Origin of the sequence: Chryseobacterium cucumeris (assembly GCF_001593385.1) — a bacterium.
Taxonomy (GTDB): domain Bacteria; phylum Bacteroidota; class Bacteroidia; order Flavobacteriales; family Weeksellaceae; genus Chryseobacterium; species Chryseobacterium cucumeris.
This window is the reverse complement of the sequence record NZ_LUVZ01000047.1, coordinates 54,810-71,673: the sequence shown is the minus strand read 5'-3', so window position 1 is coordinate 71,673 and position 16,864 is coordinate 54,810. Positions and strand designations below refer to the sequence as shown.

The following is a 16,864-nucleotide window of genomic DNA, read 5'->3' as shown; positions in this document are numbered from 1 at the left end:
AATTAATTTTTATATAGTTTTTCACGCTTTTTGAAAGCCCTACAATAAATTTCAAAAATCGTGGAAAATTCCAAACAGATTTTTCAGACCAGCAGCAAAAAACGCTGGAAAAGTGTCCAATGGGGAAGCCGTATTTTTATTTTCATAGGAATACTGCTTCTGCTTGCTTTAGGTCTGATGATGACTCTGGACAGAAGTCCTAAAATACCTTTTAAAGAAGATTATAAAGCGGTAATTACAGCTAATAAACCTTATCTTCAGGAGAATAAAATTTCAAAAGAATATAAAGGTTTCAGAAGCTTTATTTCTGAAAAAACAATCCATACCAGCCTCGACAAAATTGAGAAGGCGAGAGCAGAAAGATACAAGAATCAGAACCGAAACTGGGCTCAGTTTCCGGGAGGAATTCGTTCTGCATTTTATGTAGCGTGGGATCCTCAATCGCTGATGTCACTGAAAAGAAATATCAGACACGTCAATCTTGTTTTCCCTGAATGGTTTTTCCTTGATCCCAAAACAGGAGATCTGAAAACCAATGTAGATCCGGAAGGATATAAAGTGATCAAAAGAACAGGTGTGGCTGCCATGCCGATGCTTAGTAATAACTTCGACAGAGAATTCCGTTCAGAAGGGCTGGTAAAAGTTCTTAATGATCCTCAGAAAAGAACTCATCTAATCCAAAAAATCACTCAGCAATGTAAAAAATACCACTTCAAAGGAATTAATATTGACTTTGAAGATATGAATCTGAATTCTGATGAAAATCTGATTGCCTTTATGAAAGAACTTTCAGAGACTTTCAAAAAAAATCAGTTACTGGTTACGATGGATATCATGACGGATAATGATGATTACAATATTCCAAGGCTGAATCCTTATGTAGATTATTTTGTGCTGATGGCTTATGATGAATATTCAGCAGGAAGTGATGCAGGTCCGGTTTCTTCTCAAAAATGGATTGAAGAGCAGACTGGAAAAATTGTAAAACAAACCTCTCCTCAAAAGATTATTTTAGGGTTGGGAGCATACGGTTACGACTGGAGTTCCAATAAGGATGATAATACTTCTGTTACTTATATGCAGGCAATTACCAAAGCCAGTGCCAGTAAAGCAGTTATTGATTTTAATGACAATACTTTTAATTTAAATTATTCTTATACCGATTCTAAAAATTTAACCCATACCGTATTTTTTAATGACGCCGCTTCTATTTTCAACACAATGCGTTTCTCTTCAGAATATCCTCTGGCCGGAACAGCGCTCTGGAGATTGGGAAGTGAAGACAGCAGAGTCTGGAATTTCTATGATAAAGATCTTACTTTCGCCGGACTTTCAAAAGTGAATTTGAAATCACTTGAAAATGTAAAAGGGCAGACCATGGTGGATTATATCGGAGACGGAGAAGTTCTGGATGTTCTGAATACCCCTCATGACGGAAAAATTGCACTGGAGATTGATCCGAAAGAGAAAATTATCACAGACGAAAATTATGTCACTTACCCAAGTTCATATGAAGTAAAAAAATACGGAAGCGCTCCTCAGAAAGAGCTTGTCCTCACTTTTGATGACGGTCCGGATGAAACGTATACGCCGCAGGTATTGGATATTCTTTCCAAATACCACGTTCCGGCAGCCTTCTTTCTGGTAGGATTAAATGCAGAAAAAAATCTTCCGCTTGTTAAAAGAATTTACAGAGAAGGACATGAAATAGGAAATCACACCTTTACCCACGAAAATGTAGCAAAAGTAAGCCCGGAAAGAGCTTTGCTGGAAATGAAACTGACAAGATTGCTGATCGAATGTATTACTGGTCACAGTACCATTCTGTTCAGAGCTCCTTATAACGCAGACTCTGAGCCTACCACTTCAGAAGAGATTATTCCGGTAGCATTGGCCAGACAGCAAAACTATCTTGATATTGGGGAAAATATAGACCCTGAAGACTGGCAGCCGGGGATAAAAGCAGATGAAATTGTAAAACGTGTAATGGCTGGAATCAAGCAGCAGAGAGGAAATATCATTCTTCTTCATGATGCAGGCGGAGATACCAGAGAAGAAACGGTAAAAGCTTTAAAAATTCTGATCCCGACACTTCAGAAACAGGGCTATCATTTTACCAATCTAACGAATATTCTGCACAAAAGCAGAAACGAGTTGATGCCTGAAGTTCCTAAAACAAGATCGTATTATATCATGCAGCTGAACCTTGTATTGGCTACTGTTATCTACGGAATAAGCCATTTCCTGGTTGCATTGTTTACCATTTTCATTGTGTTAGGACTGATCAGATTACTGCTGATGGCATACTGGGCTTTTAAAGAAAGAAGCAAAGAAAAAAAACTGGGTGAGTTTCCGGTTCTAAAATCTTATCCGAAGGTTTCCATCATAGTTCCTGCTTATAATGAAGAAGTGAATATTGTGTCTTCCCTGCAGAATTTGTTGAAACAGACTTACCCCAATTTTAATATTATTATGGTAGATGACGGAAGTAAAGATTCTACTTATGAAAAAGCATTGGAAGCATTTCCGGATCACCCGAAACTGAAAATCTTTAGCAAAGGAAACGGTGGAAAAGCCACTGCCTTGAATTTCGGAATATCACAGACCGATGCCGAATATGTAGTATGTATTGATGCTGATACGAAACTGCAACAGGATGCTGTGAAATATCTTATTGCAAGATTTTTAAATTCAAGTACGGAAGAAAAAATAGCCGCTGTAGCAGGAAATGTGAAAGTAGGAAACAGGGTGAACTGGCTTACCAGATGGCAGGCTATAGAATATACAACAAGTCAGAATTTTGACAGGCTGGCGTATGCACATATCAATGCCATTACAGTTATTCCCGGAGCTATCGGAGCATTTAAAAGATCCGTGATCATTGAAGCAGGAGGCTATTCATCAGATACTCTGGCAGAAGATTGTGATATTACGGTGAAAATATTAAAAGCCGGATATACTGTAGCGAACGAAAACAGAGCAATAGCAGTAACGGAAGCTCCCGAAACCACAAAACAGTTTTTAAAACAACGTTTCCGCTGGACTTATGGAATTATGCAGATGTTCTGGAAACAGAGACAGACTTTCCTTAACCCCAAATATAAAGGATTGGGACTTTGGGCAATGCCGAATATTTTATTATTCCAATACATCATCCCATTTTTCTCGCCATTGGCAGATGTAATTATGTTCTTTGGAATCCTGTCCGGAAACGGAGACAAAATATTCACCTATTATCTGATTTTCCTTTTGGTAGATGCTTCATTAGCATTAGTAGCATTCATCATGCAGCGGGAAAAACTGATCAATCTCCTGTATATTATTCCACAGAGATTTGGGTATAGATGGCTGATGTATATTGTATTATTTAAAAGTTTAAGAAAAGCATTGAAAGGCGAAATGCAGTCCTGGGGATTCCTGAAAAGAACCGGGAATGTAAAAGAGATAGCAACTTCTTAATGAGGTTGGTGGCTGAAGAATGAGGCTGGAGGTTGTTTTCATGACTTTCATAACTTCCAGCTTTCTGTGCCCAACTTCCCACTTAGGATACTTTCATGTTATTTATTTAAATTTGTTTTCATATTCAAGTAACAAATCTGAAATAAATCATACATATTCTAAAAATTGTTATCATAATGAAAAAAATAACGCTTTCTTTGTTTTTAATAGCAGGGATCTGCACTCAGACTACAATGAGCGCACAAGCTAAAGCTGCTAAAGTAGCAGTGAATAACACAGATAAAGGTTTAGACCTTAGCTTGATGGACACTTCAGTACGTCCGCAGGATGATTTTTACAACTATGTAAGTGGAACCTGGATGAAAACTGCCAAAATTCCATCTGACAAACCAACTTGGGGAAGCTTCAACAAACTGGCTGAGGATACGGATAACAATTCCATGACCATCCTGAACTCTCTTCTGAAAGATAAATTTGCTGACGGAAGTGAAGGAAAAAAAATTCAGGATCTGTATGCTACTTATATGAACATGCAGAAAAGAAATGCTGATGGAATTAAGCCAATCCAGGAAAATCTGAACAAGATTGACGCTATTAAAAACATGACTGATCTTCAGAACTACCTTACTTCTGTAACGAAAGAAGGTGAAAATGTTTTCTACGGATGGGGAGTGGATGCAGACCTTAAAGATTCTAAAATGAATGCAGTTTACTTAGGTAATGCTTCTCTAGGTTTAGGAAGAGATTACTATCAGAAGGTAAACGAAAAAAATACTGAAGCTATCGCTGAATATCAGAAATATGTAGCTTCCATGCTAAAAGAATTAGGATACAAAAATGCTGATGAAGCAGCAAAAGGTATCGTTAATTATGAAAAGAGCATCGCACAAACTTACCTGACCAATGAGCAGAGCCGTGATAACACGCTTCAGTACAATCCTAAGACGATGGCTGAACTTTCTGCTTTGGTAAAAAATGTTGACCTTCCAGGTTATCTTAAAAAAGTTGGGGTAAATTCTGACAAAGTAATTATCAGTGAATTAGGATTCTATAAGAACTTCGATAAATTGGTAAATGCTCAGAATCTTCCTGTAATCAAAGATTATCTGAAATTCCACATGATCCACGGAAGCGCTTCCTACTTAAGCGAAAACTTAGGAAATATGAAGTTTGCTTTCTATGGTAAATACCTTAGAGGACAACAGGAGCAAAGAGCTCTTAACAAAAGAGGATTTGAGTTGATCAACGGTTCTTTAGGAGAAGCTTTCGGAAAATTATATGTTGAGAAATATTTCCCTGCTGAAGCAAAAGCTCAAATGGTGGAATTGATCGACTATTTAAAGAAAAGTTTCGCTGTTCACATCAATAACTTATCTTGGATGTCTTCAACAACTAAGGAAAAAGCAATGCAAAAGCTGAATAAGTTCACTGTAAAAGTAGCTTATCCGGACAAATGGAAAGACTATTCAAAATTAAATATCGTTTCTGAAGCTAAAGGAGGAAATCTATATCAGAACCTTCAGAACATCGGTGAATGGCAGTATAACAAAGATTTGGCTAAAATTGGTAAGCCGGTAGATAAAACAGAATGGGGAATGACTCCTCAGACTGTAAATGCATATTACAACCCGGTAAACAACGAGATTGTATTCCCTGCAGCGATCCTTCAGCCGCCATTCTTTAACCCTAAAGCAGATGCAGCTGTAAACTTCGGAGGTATCGGAGCGGTTATTGGTCATGAAATGAGCCACGGATTTGATGATTCAGGTGCACAGTTCGATGCAGATGGTAACTTAGTAGACTGGTGGACTCCGGAAGATAAAGCAAACTTCGAAAAAGCAACAAAAGCTCTTGCTTCTCAATATGACAAATACGAGCCTGTAAAAGGAACTTTTGTAAACGGTACTTTCACAAATGGTGAAAATATTGCTGATTTAGGTGGTGTAAATATCGCTTATGATGCTCTTCAAATGTACTTAAAAGATAAAGGAAACCCAGGAAAAATCAGCGGATTCACTCAGGATCAGAGATTCTTCCTAAGCTGGGCAACCGTTTGGAGAACGTTATCAAGTGAGAAATATATGGTGAATCAGGTGAAAACCGATCCACACTCTCCAGGATACTTCAGAAGTTTTGGTCCGCTTATCAACGTTGACGCTTTCTACAAAGCATTCGACGTTAAAAAAGGAGATAAACTATACAAAGCTCCGGAAGACAGAATCAAAATCTGGTAACAATAACAGCCGCTCAGCAATGAGCGGTTTTGTTTTTTTAGGTAGCAGGTGATGGGTTGCAGATTATAGGTAATAAATAATAAGTAATAGGAATCATGATTAGGAATCGAAGTGACAATTTTATATTAACGGTTTCCATCATTCCCCTCCCTCGGAGGGGTGGCAAAAATTCTTTGAATTTTTGACGGGGTGGTCTAATAACATTAAACTTTAAATCCCGAATTATCAATTATCATTCATTACATATCATTAAAGTTTGTATATTTGATAAGTTTGTGTAAAATCAAAAATTATCTTTAATGAAAAAGCTAAATATTGGAATGCTTGCCCTTTCAGGTATTGTATTTCTTAACTCATGTGGTGCAGCAAAGACTGTAGGGACAGACAATAAAACAGAAGCTACAGCAAAAGTAGTTGAACCGGTAAAAGAAGAAGCAAAAGAAGAGGGAATCAATTTATCGTATATGGATACCAGTGTCCGTCCACAAGATGATTTTTTTAGCTATGTGAATGGAAACTGGGTGAAAACGACTCAGATTCCTTCAGATAAAGCAAACTGGGGATCTTTCAATGCATTGAGAGAAAATGTAGATGATGCTTCATTAGATATATTAAACAAAATTCTTACAGAATCATATTCTTCCGGGTCAGAAGGACAGAAAATCCAGAATCTGTATGCCTCTTTTATGGATACCAATAAGAGAAATGCAGAAGGTCTGGCTCCTATCAAAGCTGATCTTGCCAAAATAGATGCTATTAAAAGTCTTGGTGATCTTCAGAAATATCTTTTAGAAGCTACAAGATTAGGCGATAACTCTTTCTACGGATGGAGAGTAGGTGCTGATATGAAGAATTCCAATATGAATGCGGTGTATCTTGGCGGTCCGGATCTTGGTTTGGGGAGAGACTATTACCAGAAAGTAAATGATGCCAATACTAAAACACTGGCGGAATATCAAACCTATGTTGGAAAGTTATTCGGAGTTTTAGGATATAAAAATACTACTCAGGCGGCACAGAATGTGGTAGACTTTGAAAAACAGCTTGCTAATTATTTATTGACTCTTGAGCAGAACAGAGATGCCAATTTAAGATATAACCCTAAAAAAGTATCAGAATTATCTGGGCTTGTGAAAAACGTTGACCTGGCAAAATATCTGAAAGATGCAGGAGTAAACACAGACCGGGTGATCATCGGAGAACTGAAATATTACCAGAATATGGATCAGTTCATTACCCAGAAAAACCTTCCTTTACTGAAAGACTATCTGAAATATCATATTATCAATGGAAACGCAAGTAATCTGGATGACAATTTGGAGCAGATCAGATTCGATTTCTATGCTAAATATTTACAGGGACAAAAAGAACAGCGTCCGATGAACAAAAGAGGACTTACCCTTGTCAATGGTGTTCTGGGTGAAGCTTTCGGAAAATTGTATGTAGACAAATACTTCACTCCAGAAGCTAAAAAGCAGATGGAAACGTATATTGATTACCTTTTAAAATCATTTAAAACACACATCGCAAACATAGACTGGATGTCTCCTGAAACCAAAGTAAAAGCTCAGGAAAAACTATCCAAGTTTACAGTGAAAATCGCTTATCCTGACAAATGGAAAGATTATACTCAGTTGAAAGTAGAATCACCAAAAGAAGGGGCTACATTATATTCTAATCTTCAGAATGTAGCAGCATGGCAATATCAGAGAAGCTTAGATAAAGTAGGAAAACCTGTTGACAAGACAGAATGGGGAATGTCTCCACAAACGGTAAATGCTTACTACAGCGGATCAAACAACGAAATTGTATTCCCTGCAGCCATTCTTCAGCCGCCTTTCTACAATCCTAAAGCAGATGCAGCAGTGAACTTCGGGGGAATCGGAGCCGTTATTGGTCACGAAATTTCTCACGGATTTGACGACAGCGGTTCACGTTTCGATGGAGACGGTAACCTGAATAACTGGTGGACGGATGCAGACCGTAAAAACTTTGATGCAAAAGTAGGTCAGTTAGCTGCTCAGTACAGTGCTTACGAACCTGTAAAAGGAAGCTTCGTAAACGGTAAATTTACTAGTGGTGAAAACATCGGTGATTTAGGTGGAGTAGCAGTGGCTTACGATGCCCTTCAGATGTATTTAAAAGACAAAGGAAACCCTGGAAAGATCAGCGGATTCACTCAGGATCAGAGATTCTTCATGAGCTGGGCAACGGTTTGGAGAACGAAAGCTACCGATCAGTATATGATCAACCAGGTGAAAACCGATCCCCACTCTCCAGGAATGTTCAGAGCATTTGGTCCGTTGGTTAATCAGGACTCATTCATTAAAGCATTTGATATCAAACCGGGAGACAAAATGTATAAAGCTCCTCAGGACAGAATAAAAATCTGGTAATTTTACCATAAATTGTTAGAAAAGAAAGAATCCGATTCAATACGAAGCGGATTCTCTTTTTTAATATTCTTTCTTATAGTTTCGGAGCACAAACTTTATTCCGGTTTCTATAATATCTCCCATGGTTTTACAATATTTGAAATTAACATCATAGGTGAGTTTTTGTAAAGCTGTTCTTAGTTCTATGACATTGGCTTCCGGTGCAAGATTGTCTTTTTTCATAATAGAAATAAGTTCATCAAATCTGTTTTGACTGCTCGTTACTCTTTTTACAATTTGTGAACGTACTTCTTTGCGGTATTGTTCTATGGAACTTGGCTTTAGCTTTTCCAATACCATATTCACCATTTGATTATTTTCTTTGAAATACTGTGGAAGATAAACTTTCAGATTTCCCTCATATGTTTGCTGATCAAAATCGATAGGACGGATTCTGTAAATAACCTGATCAAAATCGTGTATTGGAATCACCACATAATTATAAGAACGCATATCACCAAGGAGTCCAATAAGGCAACGCTCATTGAATTTCACAAATTCTTTGGAAATCTGTGCTTTTTCAAGTTCGGAGCAGTTGGATAAATGTTTCTGAATAAAAACGTCTCCGGGAATTCCTAAAATATGTTCCTCGATCAAAGTGTTTTTGTAAACCAGAAAGTTTATTCGGTTGGGAGAAAGCAGATCTTCAAGTTCAAGCCCGAATATTCGGGAAGCATCTGCCTGTTTAATATAAAAATAGGTGTAATTATCGTTAAGTATATTTCTCACCCGAATACGAAAAGGTTTAGAATTTCCGAACGTACAAAAGTCGATCGTATCAACTTTCAGATAAGGTAAAGTAGCAATATCTCCATCAGAATGAAGGAGGGTATAGATTTTATTTAAATTGGCCTCTATTTCTTTAAACTCATATTCAGAATACAGTACCCCAAGCCACAAAGTATCTTTGTCATCTTTATCCAGAATTCTTACACTGTCGCTGAACCTTAAAAGATCTTCATACAGAAACTTAATCTTGGTCGTTCTGTTATATTTTTCCAAATATTGCTGTAATGCTTCTGAAACAGGAAATATCGGTTTTCTGAATGCTATTTTTACATCTTTCATGACACTGTTCACTTTGTTTAAATATAAAGAATAATTTTTTGTAAAATCTTAGCAATTCTTATTTTAACATTTATCAGACATGTTTTTAAAAGAGTAAAGCGGACAAAAATTTTATTTTATTTTTCTTGGAAGACTTTATTTATTTTTTCATAGCTTAGTGATATCGTAATACGGTGATTTTATGTTGAATAAATGCAGAAGAATTTAGATGATCCAAGAAAAATCTTAGTAAAATTTTGTATGTTACAGTTTTTTTTTAAATTTAAACATTGGATTGGTAATTTATTTGATTCATCGGTAAATTACTCGAGGACAGATCCAAACCAAAATAGTAAATCTCAAAATAACAATAATATGGCAATGTTTAATTATGGTGTTGGCGGAAACGAGGTAAAAGTAGACGCTAATGAAGCTATTCAGGAAATACAGGAAAATAAATCACTGATAGTAAGCCAGCTTACAACAGAAGAGTCTTATACCCCTGAAATCGTAACAGGATTAAAAACAGTGGAAGACGTTTTCAGACATTTCCAGCCTTCAGTATCGGTACAGCACGAAACAGAAGATGGTGGAGTGGTAGAAGAAGAATTCCGTTTTCAAAACCTTGGAGACTTTACCCCTAAAAGCCTTACTCAGAAGTCAGATTATCTGCAGCAATTGAGCATGGAACAGGAGCAGTACAATAAAATAGTGCGTCAGCTGAAAACAAACAAAATTCTGCGCAATATGCTGGAGAACGATCAGACAAGAGCGGCGTTCATAGAGGTATTGAAAGAAGTGGCACAAGAACTTGAAAAATAATTAAAGACTTACATTAAATCATGGATAGCAAATTACAGGCACAAGAAAGCCAGCAGCAGGGTCAGCAGCAACACGCAGGGCAGCCGAAGGGTAACCCGCTTGCAGAGCTCAATAAAATGGGAGGATTTGGCTTTGTTGAATCCGTTGTAGACGGTATTGCCAATATGAACCCAACAAGAAAGGCAAGAAAAGAAATCTTCCTGAATGACAGCAATAAAGCAGAAGAAAGAAAAGAACTTCTTCAGAAGATCAACCTTTGGGTAAACCTTTTAGAAGGTAGCGAATCTGCTGATAAAATGGCTGATACGTGCAAAAGTAAAGCACAACAGGCCGACGAGAATTTAAAGAAAAACTTAAAAAATACACTGGATGCCGTTCGTATGTTGGAAACCAACTACAGAACAGTAGCCCAATTCTACAAAAATACGGAATTGGATAAAGTGGATAACGTAAGTATCGTGAATGCAAGCCTTGAGCAGGTTTCCGATCTGGATAATCCTCTGTTCATTGATGCTATTTCTGAAGAATTCAAAAATTATTATGACCGTCTTGATCTTAGAGATAACTACTCAATCCTTGCCATACCTGGATATTTAGGATCAAACAAGGTCATCGAGAAGTGGGCAAAAATCTGTAACGAAAACAAAGTAATGATGGTTACAGACTTCGCTAACCTTGATAAGCCGGATGACGTGGTAGATTTATTCCACTCTGCCAATCTTACAGGAGGTGAGCTTCACAGAAGTAACGTTATCATGACGTGTAACTGGCTGGTAGGACGTGGTAAAGCTGAAGAAGTAGGGGAAGAAGAAAACGTAGAACTTCCGCCTTCCACTTCATTAGCAGGAAAAATCCATAAAACACTGATGTCTCAGGTAGCAGCAGGTAAAAAACATGGTAATATCAACGAAGTAGACGCTGTAAAATTCGAGCTTAAGAAAAGTGAAATTTCTCAGTTGGAAAAAATGGGTCTTGTACCAATGGTTAACGAATACGGAAAAATTATGGCTTTCTCAGCGAAGACCTTATTTACAGGAGACAACATCGGTCTTCAGACGTATTCCGTAGTTCGTGTATTCGACTATGTAACTAAAGTATTACTTGATTTCCTTAATAGAAGAGCTTTCGAAAACTGGAATGCTAAGAATGAGGATGATTTGAGAAGACAGATTGTAACATTCCTGGATAACATCAAAGGACCGGACAAGCTGATTGAGAAATTCAAAATTGTTCGTTTCGAGCAGGATAGAGTAAACAAAGACAGAGTATGGCTGGATATCCGTATGACCCCTTATTTCCCTACAAAAAGTTTCGTTATTAAATTGGACGGGCACAAAGGCGATGATGGTAACGAATGGGATGCAGAATATACTCAGGAGTAACATAAACGTACTTTAGATAACAAAAACCGATGCAATATTACATCGGTTTTTTTTCAACCAACACCTATGAAATTGAATATGAATAAGAAACTTATCATTGGTTTACCAATGTTATCAATACTTCTTTTGATAAGTTGTGAAAAAAAATACCAAAGTCCAGGCACTTACGAAAATGATCTTTTCGCACAGGAACGCCAGGAAGGAAAAGCATACATCATGAACAGAGATGAATGTTTTGATGGCAGTGAACTCGTACTTGCAAGTTCAGAGGTAAAACTGGCAGACAGTTCAAAAGGCCGCGGAAAATCATTCTATCTCTATAAAGTAAAATCCGGAAAAGTATTGAAAACAGTAAGAGATTCTACGGTAGATATGCCAATGCTGTTTTTATCTCAATACAAATTAAAGATCAAAAATACAGATTCTATGTATGTGTATCTGAAGAAGCTTGAAGGGTATCGTTTTATAGCCAAAGACAGAAACCTTAAGTATCAGTGGTTAAAAGCGGCTCCGGTATATTCAGTTGAGAAAAATTAACTTTAAATTCAAGTTTTTTATATCACTATGTCATGATTTTTTTTACTTTTGTTTTTGAACAAACACAAAGACAAAATGAAAAAGAATGTAACCCTGTATGAGGATATCTCCCTCTATCGTCTCCAACCATTTAATCTGAAAAGTAGTACCTGTCTAAATAGCTTCCGACTGGGAGTTCGTTAAATTCTATCAGCCATGACAGGGAATATTGCCGGGGATCAGAATCCTCGGGTTGGAACAACATGTTCCTACGAAATAAAGCCTTCAGGACTTTCATTTGTACTGAATGGAGACTTTGAATGGTATCTTTATAAGAAACAGAAAAACGGAAGCTGGAAAGACATCACCGGAAAACCAAAAACCGGTGAAAAAGTGACATACAACTTTGGAGAAATAGCGCTGGGAGTAGAATTTCAAATGAAGGTGTATGAAATTAAAAAAGGGATTTTACCCGGCCTTCCCGTTACCAAGGAACTGGCTGACAGCCTTATAATTGTTCCTATCAGCAACAAAGTTCCAAAGATTGATAAAGTAGTCCTCTTCAACAGAGGAGCAAAAGACGTCAATAAAGCCAGCTACCGTGATACTCTTATTGCACAGGCTCATTGTATTGCGATGTTTAATAAAGAAATTGAGTTTCACCTTTGGGAAGATGACGCTCCTGGAAAAGGGCACGATGCCAGTATTAACAAAAACAACCGTCACACCCGCAGCTACAAGGCTCGCGTCAATGAAAAAGGAATTGCGGAAGTATCTATTCATTTAATGTCTGATGAAAAAATCCTTCGTCAGATGGCCGATCAGTTTCTGATGAAAGGTGACAGAAATGAAGGCGCCAGTCATGAATATTATATTACGGCTACCTACTCCGGGAAAATTCAGGGAGCCAGCCAGGTGAATGTAGATGTAGCCAATCCGGATTATAAAGGTCAGCCTCAAAATCACCCCAAACCTAAGCCGCAGCCTGAGAAACACACACCAAAATTCCTTGTCGGACCAGAAGGTGGTCCCAAACAGCCGGATCCTAAAGGTAATATTATAGAAGCTGTTTTCATTGATGATACAGGAAAAGAGCTTTCCAAAGTAGCGGTAGGAGATAAAGTTAGGGTCAGAATTCACTCCAAGAATATGGTGGAAAAACACATTCAGTATGTCATCTGGAAATATGATTCCACATCCACTCATGAAGTTTATAGAAGTGCAATGATTAAAATTCCTGCCGATGTATACGATACCTCAGGATTTATCATTACAAAAGTGAGTTCTGAAAAAGGAATAGGCTTTCCTATCGGCAATTCGAATTTCTATACACAAAACTATTTTATAGAAATTATCTCCAAAGATCTTTCTGCAGAATCTCAGAAATTTGGGGTAAATTCGGAAGGCCTGATGCAGGTGGAGAAGGTGAAGAGTGCGGTGGTGGTGCAGAAGCAGCCTGTGCAAGGGAAATCAACTGGCAAAAAAGTGTGCGAATGCGAAGCTAGGGTAAGAGCTTATATGAGGATGCTTAGAGTTGGTGAAGGTACGGGAGAAATAATTAAATCTCAAAAATATAATAAGGAAAAGAAAAAGATGGAAGTTGTCTATATTACCAATGATTTTGAAGGTGGTTACACTAAATTATTTGGAGGTAGTCATTTCACTGACCCACCTTATAACAAAGGTATGATTACTCACCCTGATATTAAAATTCTTTGGTACACAAAAAAAAATGGAGAAAAGGTATATAGTTCGGCAACAGGTGCGTACCAAGTAATGGGATATACTTGGAATGATAATGAAATGATAAAGAAAAGAACTATATATAAAATAAAAGACTTTTCTCCCGAAAATCAAGATAAATTTTGCCTGGTACTTTTTAAACATAAACGAGCAGGTATGTTAGATTTGATAATGAAAGGAGATATACAAGGTGCTACTGAAAAATATGGAAGTTATGAATGGGCGAGTTTACCTCCTGGAAGATATGGACAACCTATTGAAACAATGGAAAAAGCATTGGAGTTATATACTAGATTTTATCAAGAAGAATTATCTGGTAAAAGCCCTTTACATTTAAAAAAAGATTTTTTAAAAGAGTTCGGACATGATTGCTGTGAAGAAACTTCCCAAAAGAATAATCAAATAGAATTATCCTGTGGCAAATCAGAAATTGATTTGAGAGATAAAATAAAATGGCAAACACAATTTGACTCTAAGTGGGGAGGACGTGATAAACAAATGGTAGCTTGTAAAAAGACTTGTGATGATATATTGATTAATAGTGGACTTAGAGCTACTTCATTATCTCACTTATATCAAATAGCAATAGAAAATAATACTCATACACAGTTAGATATTAATACTCAAATTTCAAAAGAAGCTGTTTTATATCTAGATGCTGAGTTGGAAAAAGGACATCCAGTACAAGTGGGAGTGGATCATGGATTAGGTTACAAAATTAATAATAACGCTGATCATTCTACTGATCATTTTGTAGTTATTGTTGGAAGAAAATGTGATGGTATTAAATGTTATTATATTTTTTACGATGTTGGTACGAGTAATAAAGATAAAGGGGCGAGTGATGATAATCGTTTGTATTTCGATCCAACAAATTACTCTTTAAAGGGAAAGACAGTTTATAATGGCCATTTTTATACAGTTACTCAAATAAGAAAAAATAATTAAAGAATGAAAAATATAATAAATAAATTATCATACATAACATTATTTACTTCTATAATAATCTCCTGTCAGTCTAAAGAAGAAAAACAAATGAATGAAGGTTATTCTGAAAATATTGCCAGTGATTTATATAATAGTAAATGGTATCTCATTAATAAAGAAAACAATGAATATTACTATTGTAATAATGGAGATCAATTTTTCGAAATAAATAAAGATAAAATTTACGATCATACTCCTATGGAAGATACCACTTTTAGTATTGATCATAAAAAAGAAAAAGGAGATAAAATATTTTTGTATGGAGATAAAAAAGAATCTTTTTATTACATTATAAGATGGGTTGATAAGAATAAAGGAATTATATCATTCCAATTAAATACATATGAATCCAACCTTTTTATAATAGAAAAAAAATTAACAAGCATTAAGAATAAAACCTGTCAGCCAAGTACTAAATCATGTGAGTTTAAAAACCTGTCAAATAAGTATAAATTTATTTTAGAAGCCGAAGAATATAAAAATGAGAAGGAACAAAAATATCCAACTTCAGCGTGGATTATTGTAACAAATAAAAAGAACGGCAAATCACAGGAGATTCATTATGAACCAAATTCATGGACATCTTATCAAGATTTGCCGTGTACCAACTTTTTTGTAAAAGATTTTAATTTTGACGGCTTAGAAGATTTTGCAATTGTTTGGGATCAGGGAGGCGTCGAAAAGTTGTATGAATATTATCTTCAAGATAAAAACGGAAATTTTTCTGCTTTAGCATCTTTCCCTTTACAGCATGGAATTTTAGCAGAAAATATTGATTTAGTAAACAAAACAATTACAACACAAAGTATTATAGGATGTTGTCATATTAATATAAATAAATATAAACTTAATTCTAATACTACTTGGGAAAGTTCTTCGGAACAGCACGAACTAAAGAAAAAATAATTTATAATAGATGAAATATGATTAGCAACTGATGAAATCCTTTTTAACTTCATGATGTTTATATTTTTTTTGATATTCAAGTAAGTATGAGGAGATAAGAGAAAAAAAATAAATTTATACAATAACAGATTCACAAAAAAACTCCTTCAACATCAAAAACAGGAAAAATAAAATAAACCTATCTTTGCAGCATAGAAACAATGTTCAGGATGAAGAGAAGATCATCTCTTCAATGATTAAAATAAGATTGGTTTTTGGAAAAAAATAGAACAGGTTCAGAGTTCCTTCATATAGGAAACAAGCTTTTGGAGTGGTACAAAAATAATGCAAGAGATCTGCCTTTCAGACAGACAAAAGATCCGTACAAAATCTGGATCTGTGAAATCGTATTTCAACAGACGAGAATTAATCAGGGATTGAATCATTATAATAATTTCATTAAACGATTTCCCGATGTAAAAACATTGGCGGAAGCTGAAGAAAATGAAGTTTTACTCTATTGGAAAGGATTGGGATATTATTCAAGAGCCATCAATATTCATAAAGCGGCCCAGCAGATCATGAACGATTATCAGGGTGTCTTTCCTCACGAATATGAAGAAATTTTAAAACTGAAAGGAGTAGGAAAATATACTGCAGCAGCTGTTTCAAGCATTTGTTTCGGTGGAAGAATGCCTGCTGTTGACGGAAATTTCTACCGCGTTTTGAGCCGTCTTTTTGCCGATGACTTCGATATTTCAAATTCAAGAGCGTTTACCTATTTTTCTGAACTGGCCGCCTTGGTAATGCCGGAAAATGTAGGAGACTTTAATCAGGCTATGATGGATATCGGCTCGGAAATCTGTAAACCCAAAAATCCGTTGTGCGGAGAATGCCCTGTAAATGAAGATTGTCTGGCATTTTCCATGCAAAAAATTTCAGATTATCCTGTAAAAACGAAAAAAGTAAAAGCAGAAGATCTTGCTTTGACCTATTATTTTGTTCATAGAAAAGGACAATTTCTGATCCGTCAGAGAGCAGATGACTTCATATGGAAGAAATTATTTGAGTTTCCCACAGCTATTCCTTCCGATATGGAACCCTTCATTACAGGTTCAAAAACAGTTACCCATAAACTGACTCATAAGAATTTAAGCATCGAAATTTGGAATGTTGAGGTTACTTCAGAAAAACAATGGAATGATTTTATCGCTGAAAATCAATACCTGATTACAGACCTTGAAAGCTCTCATGAAAAATCCTTTCCGAAGCCTTTGGAAATTTACATTCAAAACGCACTGAAAGACTGAAATTTGTCTTCCGAAATCTGAAATCTAATTTGTACTTTTGCAAA

General features: G+C 36.1%; 10 protein-coding genes. 9 read left to right on the top strand and 1 reads right to left on the bottom strand.

Annotation, left to right across the window (positions count from 1 at the left end):
* Positions 1 to 60 precede the first annotated feature (60 nt).
* The 3 genes from A1704_RS23215 to A1704_RS23205 all read left to right on the top strand — a co-directional run bounded on the left by A1704_RS23215 (position 61) and on the right by A1704_RS23205 (position 8,089).
* A complete protein-coding gene (locus tag A1704_RS23215) occupies positions 61 to 3,459 on the top strand; it encodes a polysaccharide deacetylase family protein (RefSeq protein WP_062676370.1) in 3,399 nt (1,132 codons plus the stop codon).
* A gap of 176 nt (positions 3,460 to 3,635) precedes the next feature.
* Complete coding sequence (locus tag A1704_RS23210) at positions 3,636 to 5,693, top strand: M13 family metallopeptidase (RefSeq protein ID WP_062676369.1); 2,058 nt, start codon at positions 3,636 to 3,638, stop codon at positions 5,691 to 5,693.
* 299 nt (positions 5,694 to 5,992) lie between these two features.
* Positions 5,993 to 8,089 carry a M13 family metallopeptidase gene (locus A1704_RS23205; protein WP_062676368.1) on the top strand — a complete coding sequence of 699 codons (2,097 nt, stop codon included), beginning with the start codon at positions 5,993 to 5,995 and terminating at the stop codon, positions 8,087 to 8,089.
* Between the two features lie 60 nt (positions 8,090 to 8,149).
* Here A1704_RS23205 and A1704_RS23200 read toward each other — a convergent pair whose 3' ends face one another.
* Positions 8,150 to 9,196: a hypothetical protein gene (locus A1704_RS23200; protein ID WP_062676367.1), complete on the bottom strand. Its 1,047-nt coding sequence runs from the start codon at positions 9,194 to 9,196 to the stop codon at positions 8,150 to 8,152.
* 354 nt (positions 9,197 to 9,550) lie between these two features.
* On the opposite strand from A1704_RS23200, the gene A1704_RS23195 reads away from it, so the two are divergent.
* The 6 genes from A1704_RS23195 to mutY all read left to right on the top strand — a co-directional run bounded on the left by A1704_RS23195 (position 9,551) and on the right by mutY (position 16,820).
* Positions 9,551 to 9,997: a type VI secretion system contractile sheath small subunit gene (locus A1704_RS23195; RefSeq protein ID WP_041461881.1), complete on the top strand. Its 447-nt coding sequence runs from the start codon at positions 9,551 to 9,553 to the stop codon at positions 9,995 to 9,997.
* A gap of 20 nt (positions 9,998 to 10,017) precedes the next feature.
* Positions 10,018 to 11,379, top strand: a complete 1,362-nt coding sequence (locus tag A1704_RS23190) for a DUF5458 family protein (RefSeq protein ID WP_062676366.1) — start codon at positions 10,018 to 10,020, stop codon at positions 11,377 to 11,379.
* A gap of 78 nt (positions 11,380 to 11,457) precedes the next feature.
* Positions 11,458 to 11,916, top strand: coding sequence for a hypothetical protein (locus A1704_RS23185; protein ID WP_228432261.1), 459 nt, complete (start codon positions 11,458 to 11,460; stop codon positions 11,914 to 11,916).
* A 195-nt stretch (positions 11,917 to 12,111) separates the two neighbouring features.
* Complete coding sequence (locus A1704_RS23180) at positions 12,112 to 14,586, top strand: glycoside hydrolase family 24 protein (RefSeq protein WP_062676364.1); 2,475 nt, start codon at positions 12,112 to 12,114, stop codon at positions 14,584 to 14,586.
* 3 nt (positions 14,587 to 14,589) lie between these two features.
* Positions 14,590 to 15,531: an XAC2610-related protein gene (locus tag A1704_RS23175; protein ID WP_062676363.1), complete on the top strand. Its 942-nt coding sequence runs from the start codon at positions 14,590 to 14,592 to the stop codon at positions 15,529 to 15,531.
* A gap of 254 nt (positions 15,532 to 15,785) precedes the next feature.
* Positions 15,786 to 16,820: an A/G-specific adenine glycosylase gene (gene mutY / locus A1704_RS23170; RefSeq protein ID WP_062676362.1), complete on the top strand. Its 1,035-nt coding sequence runs from the start codon at positions 15,786 to 15,788 to the stop codon at positions 16,818 to 16,820.
* The last annotated feature ends 44 nt before the right edge of the window (positions 16,821 to 16,864 follow it).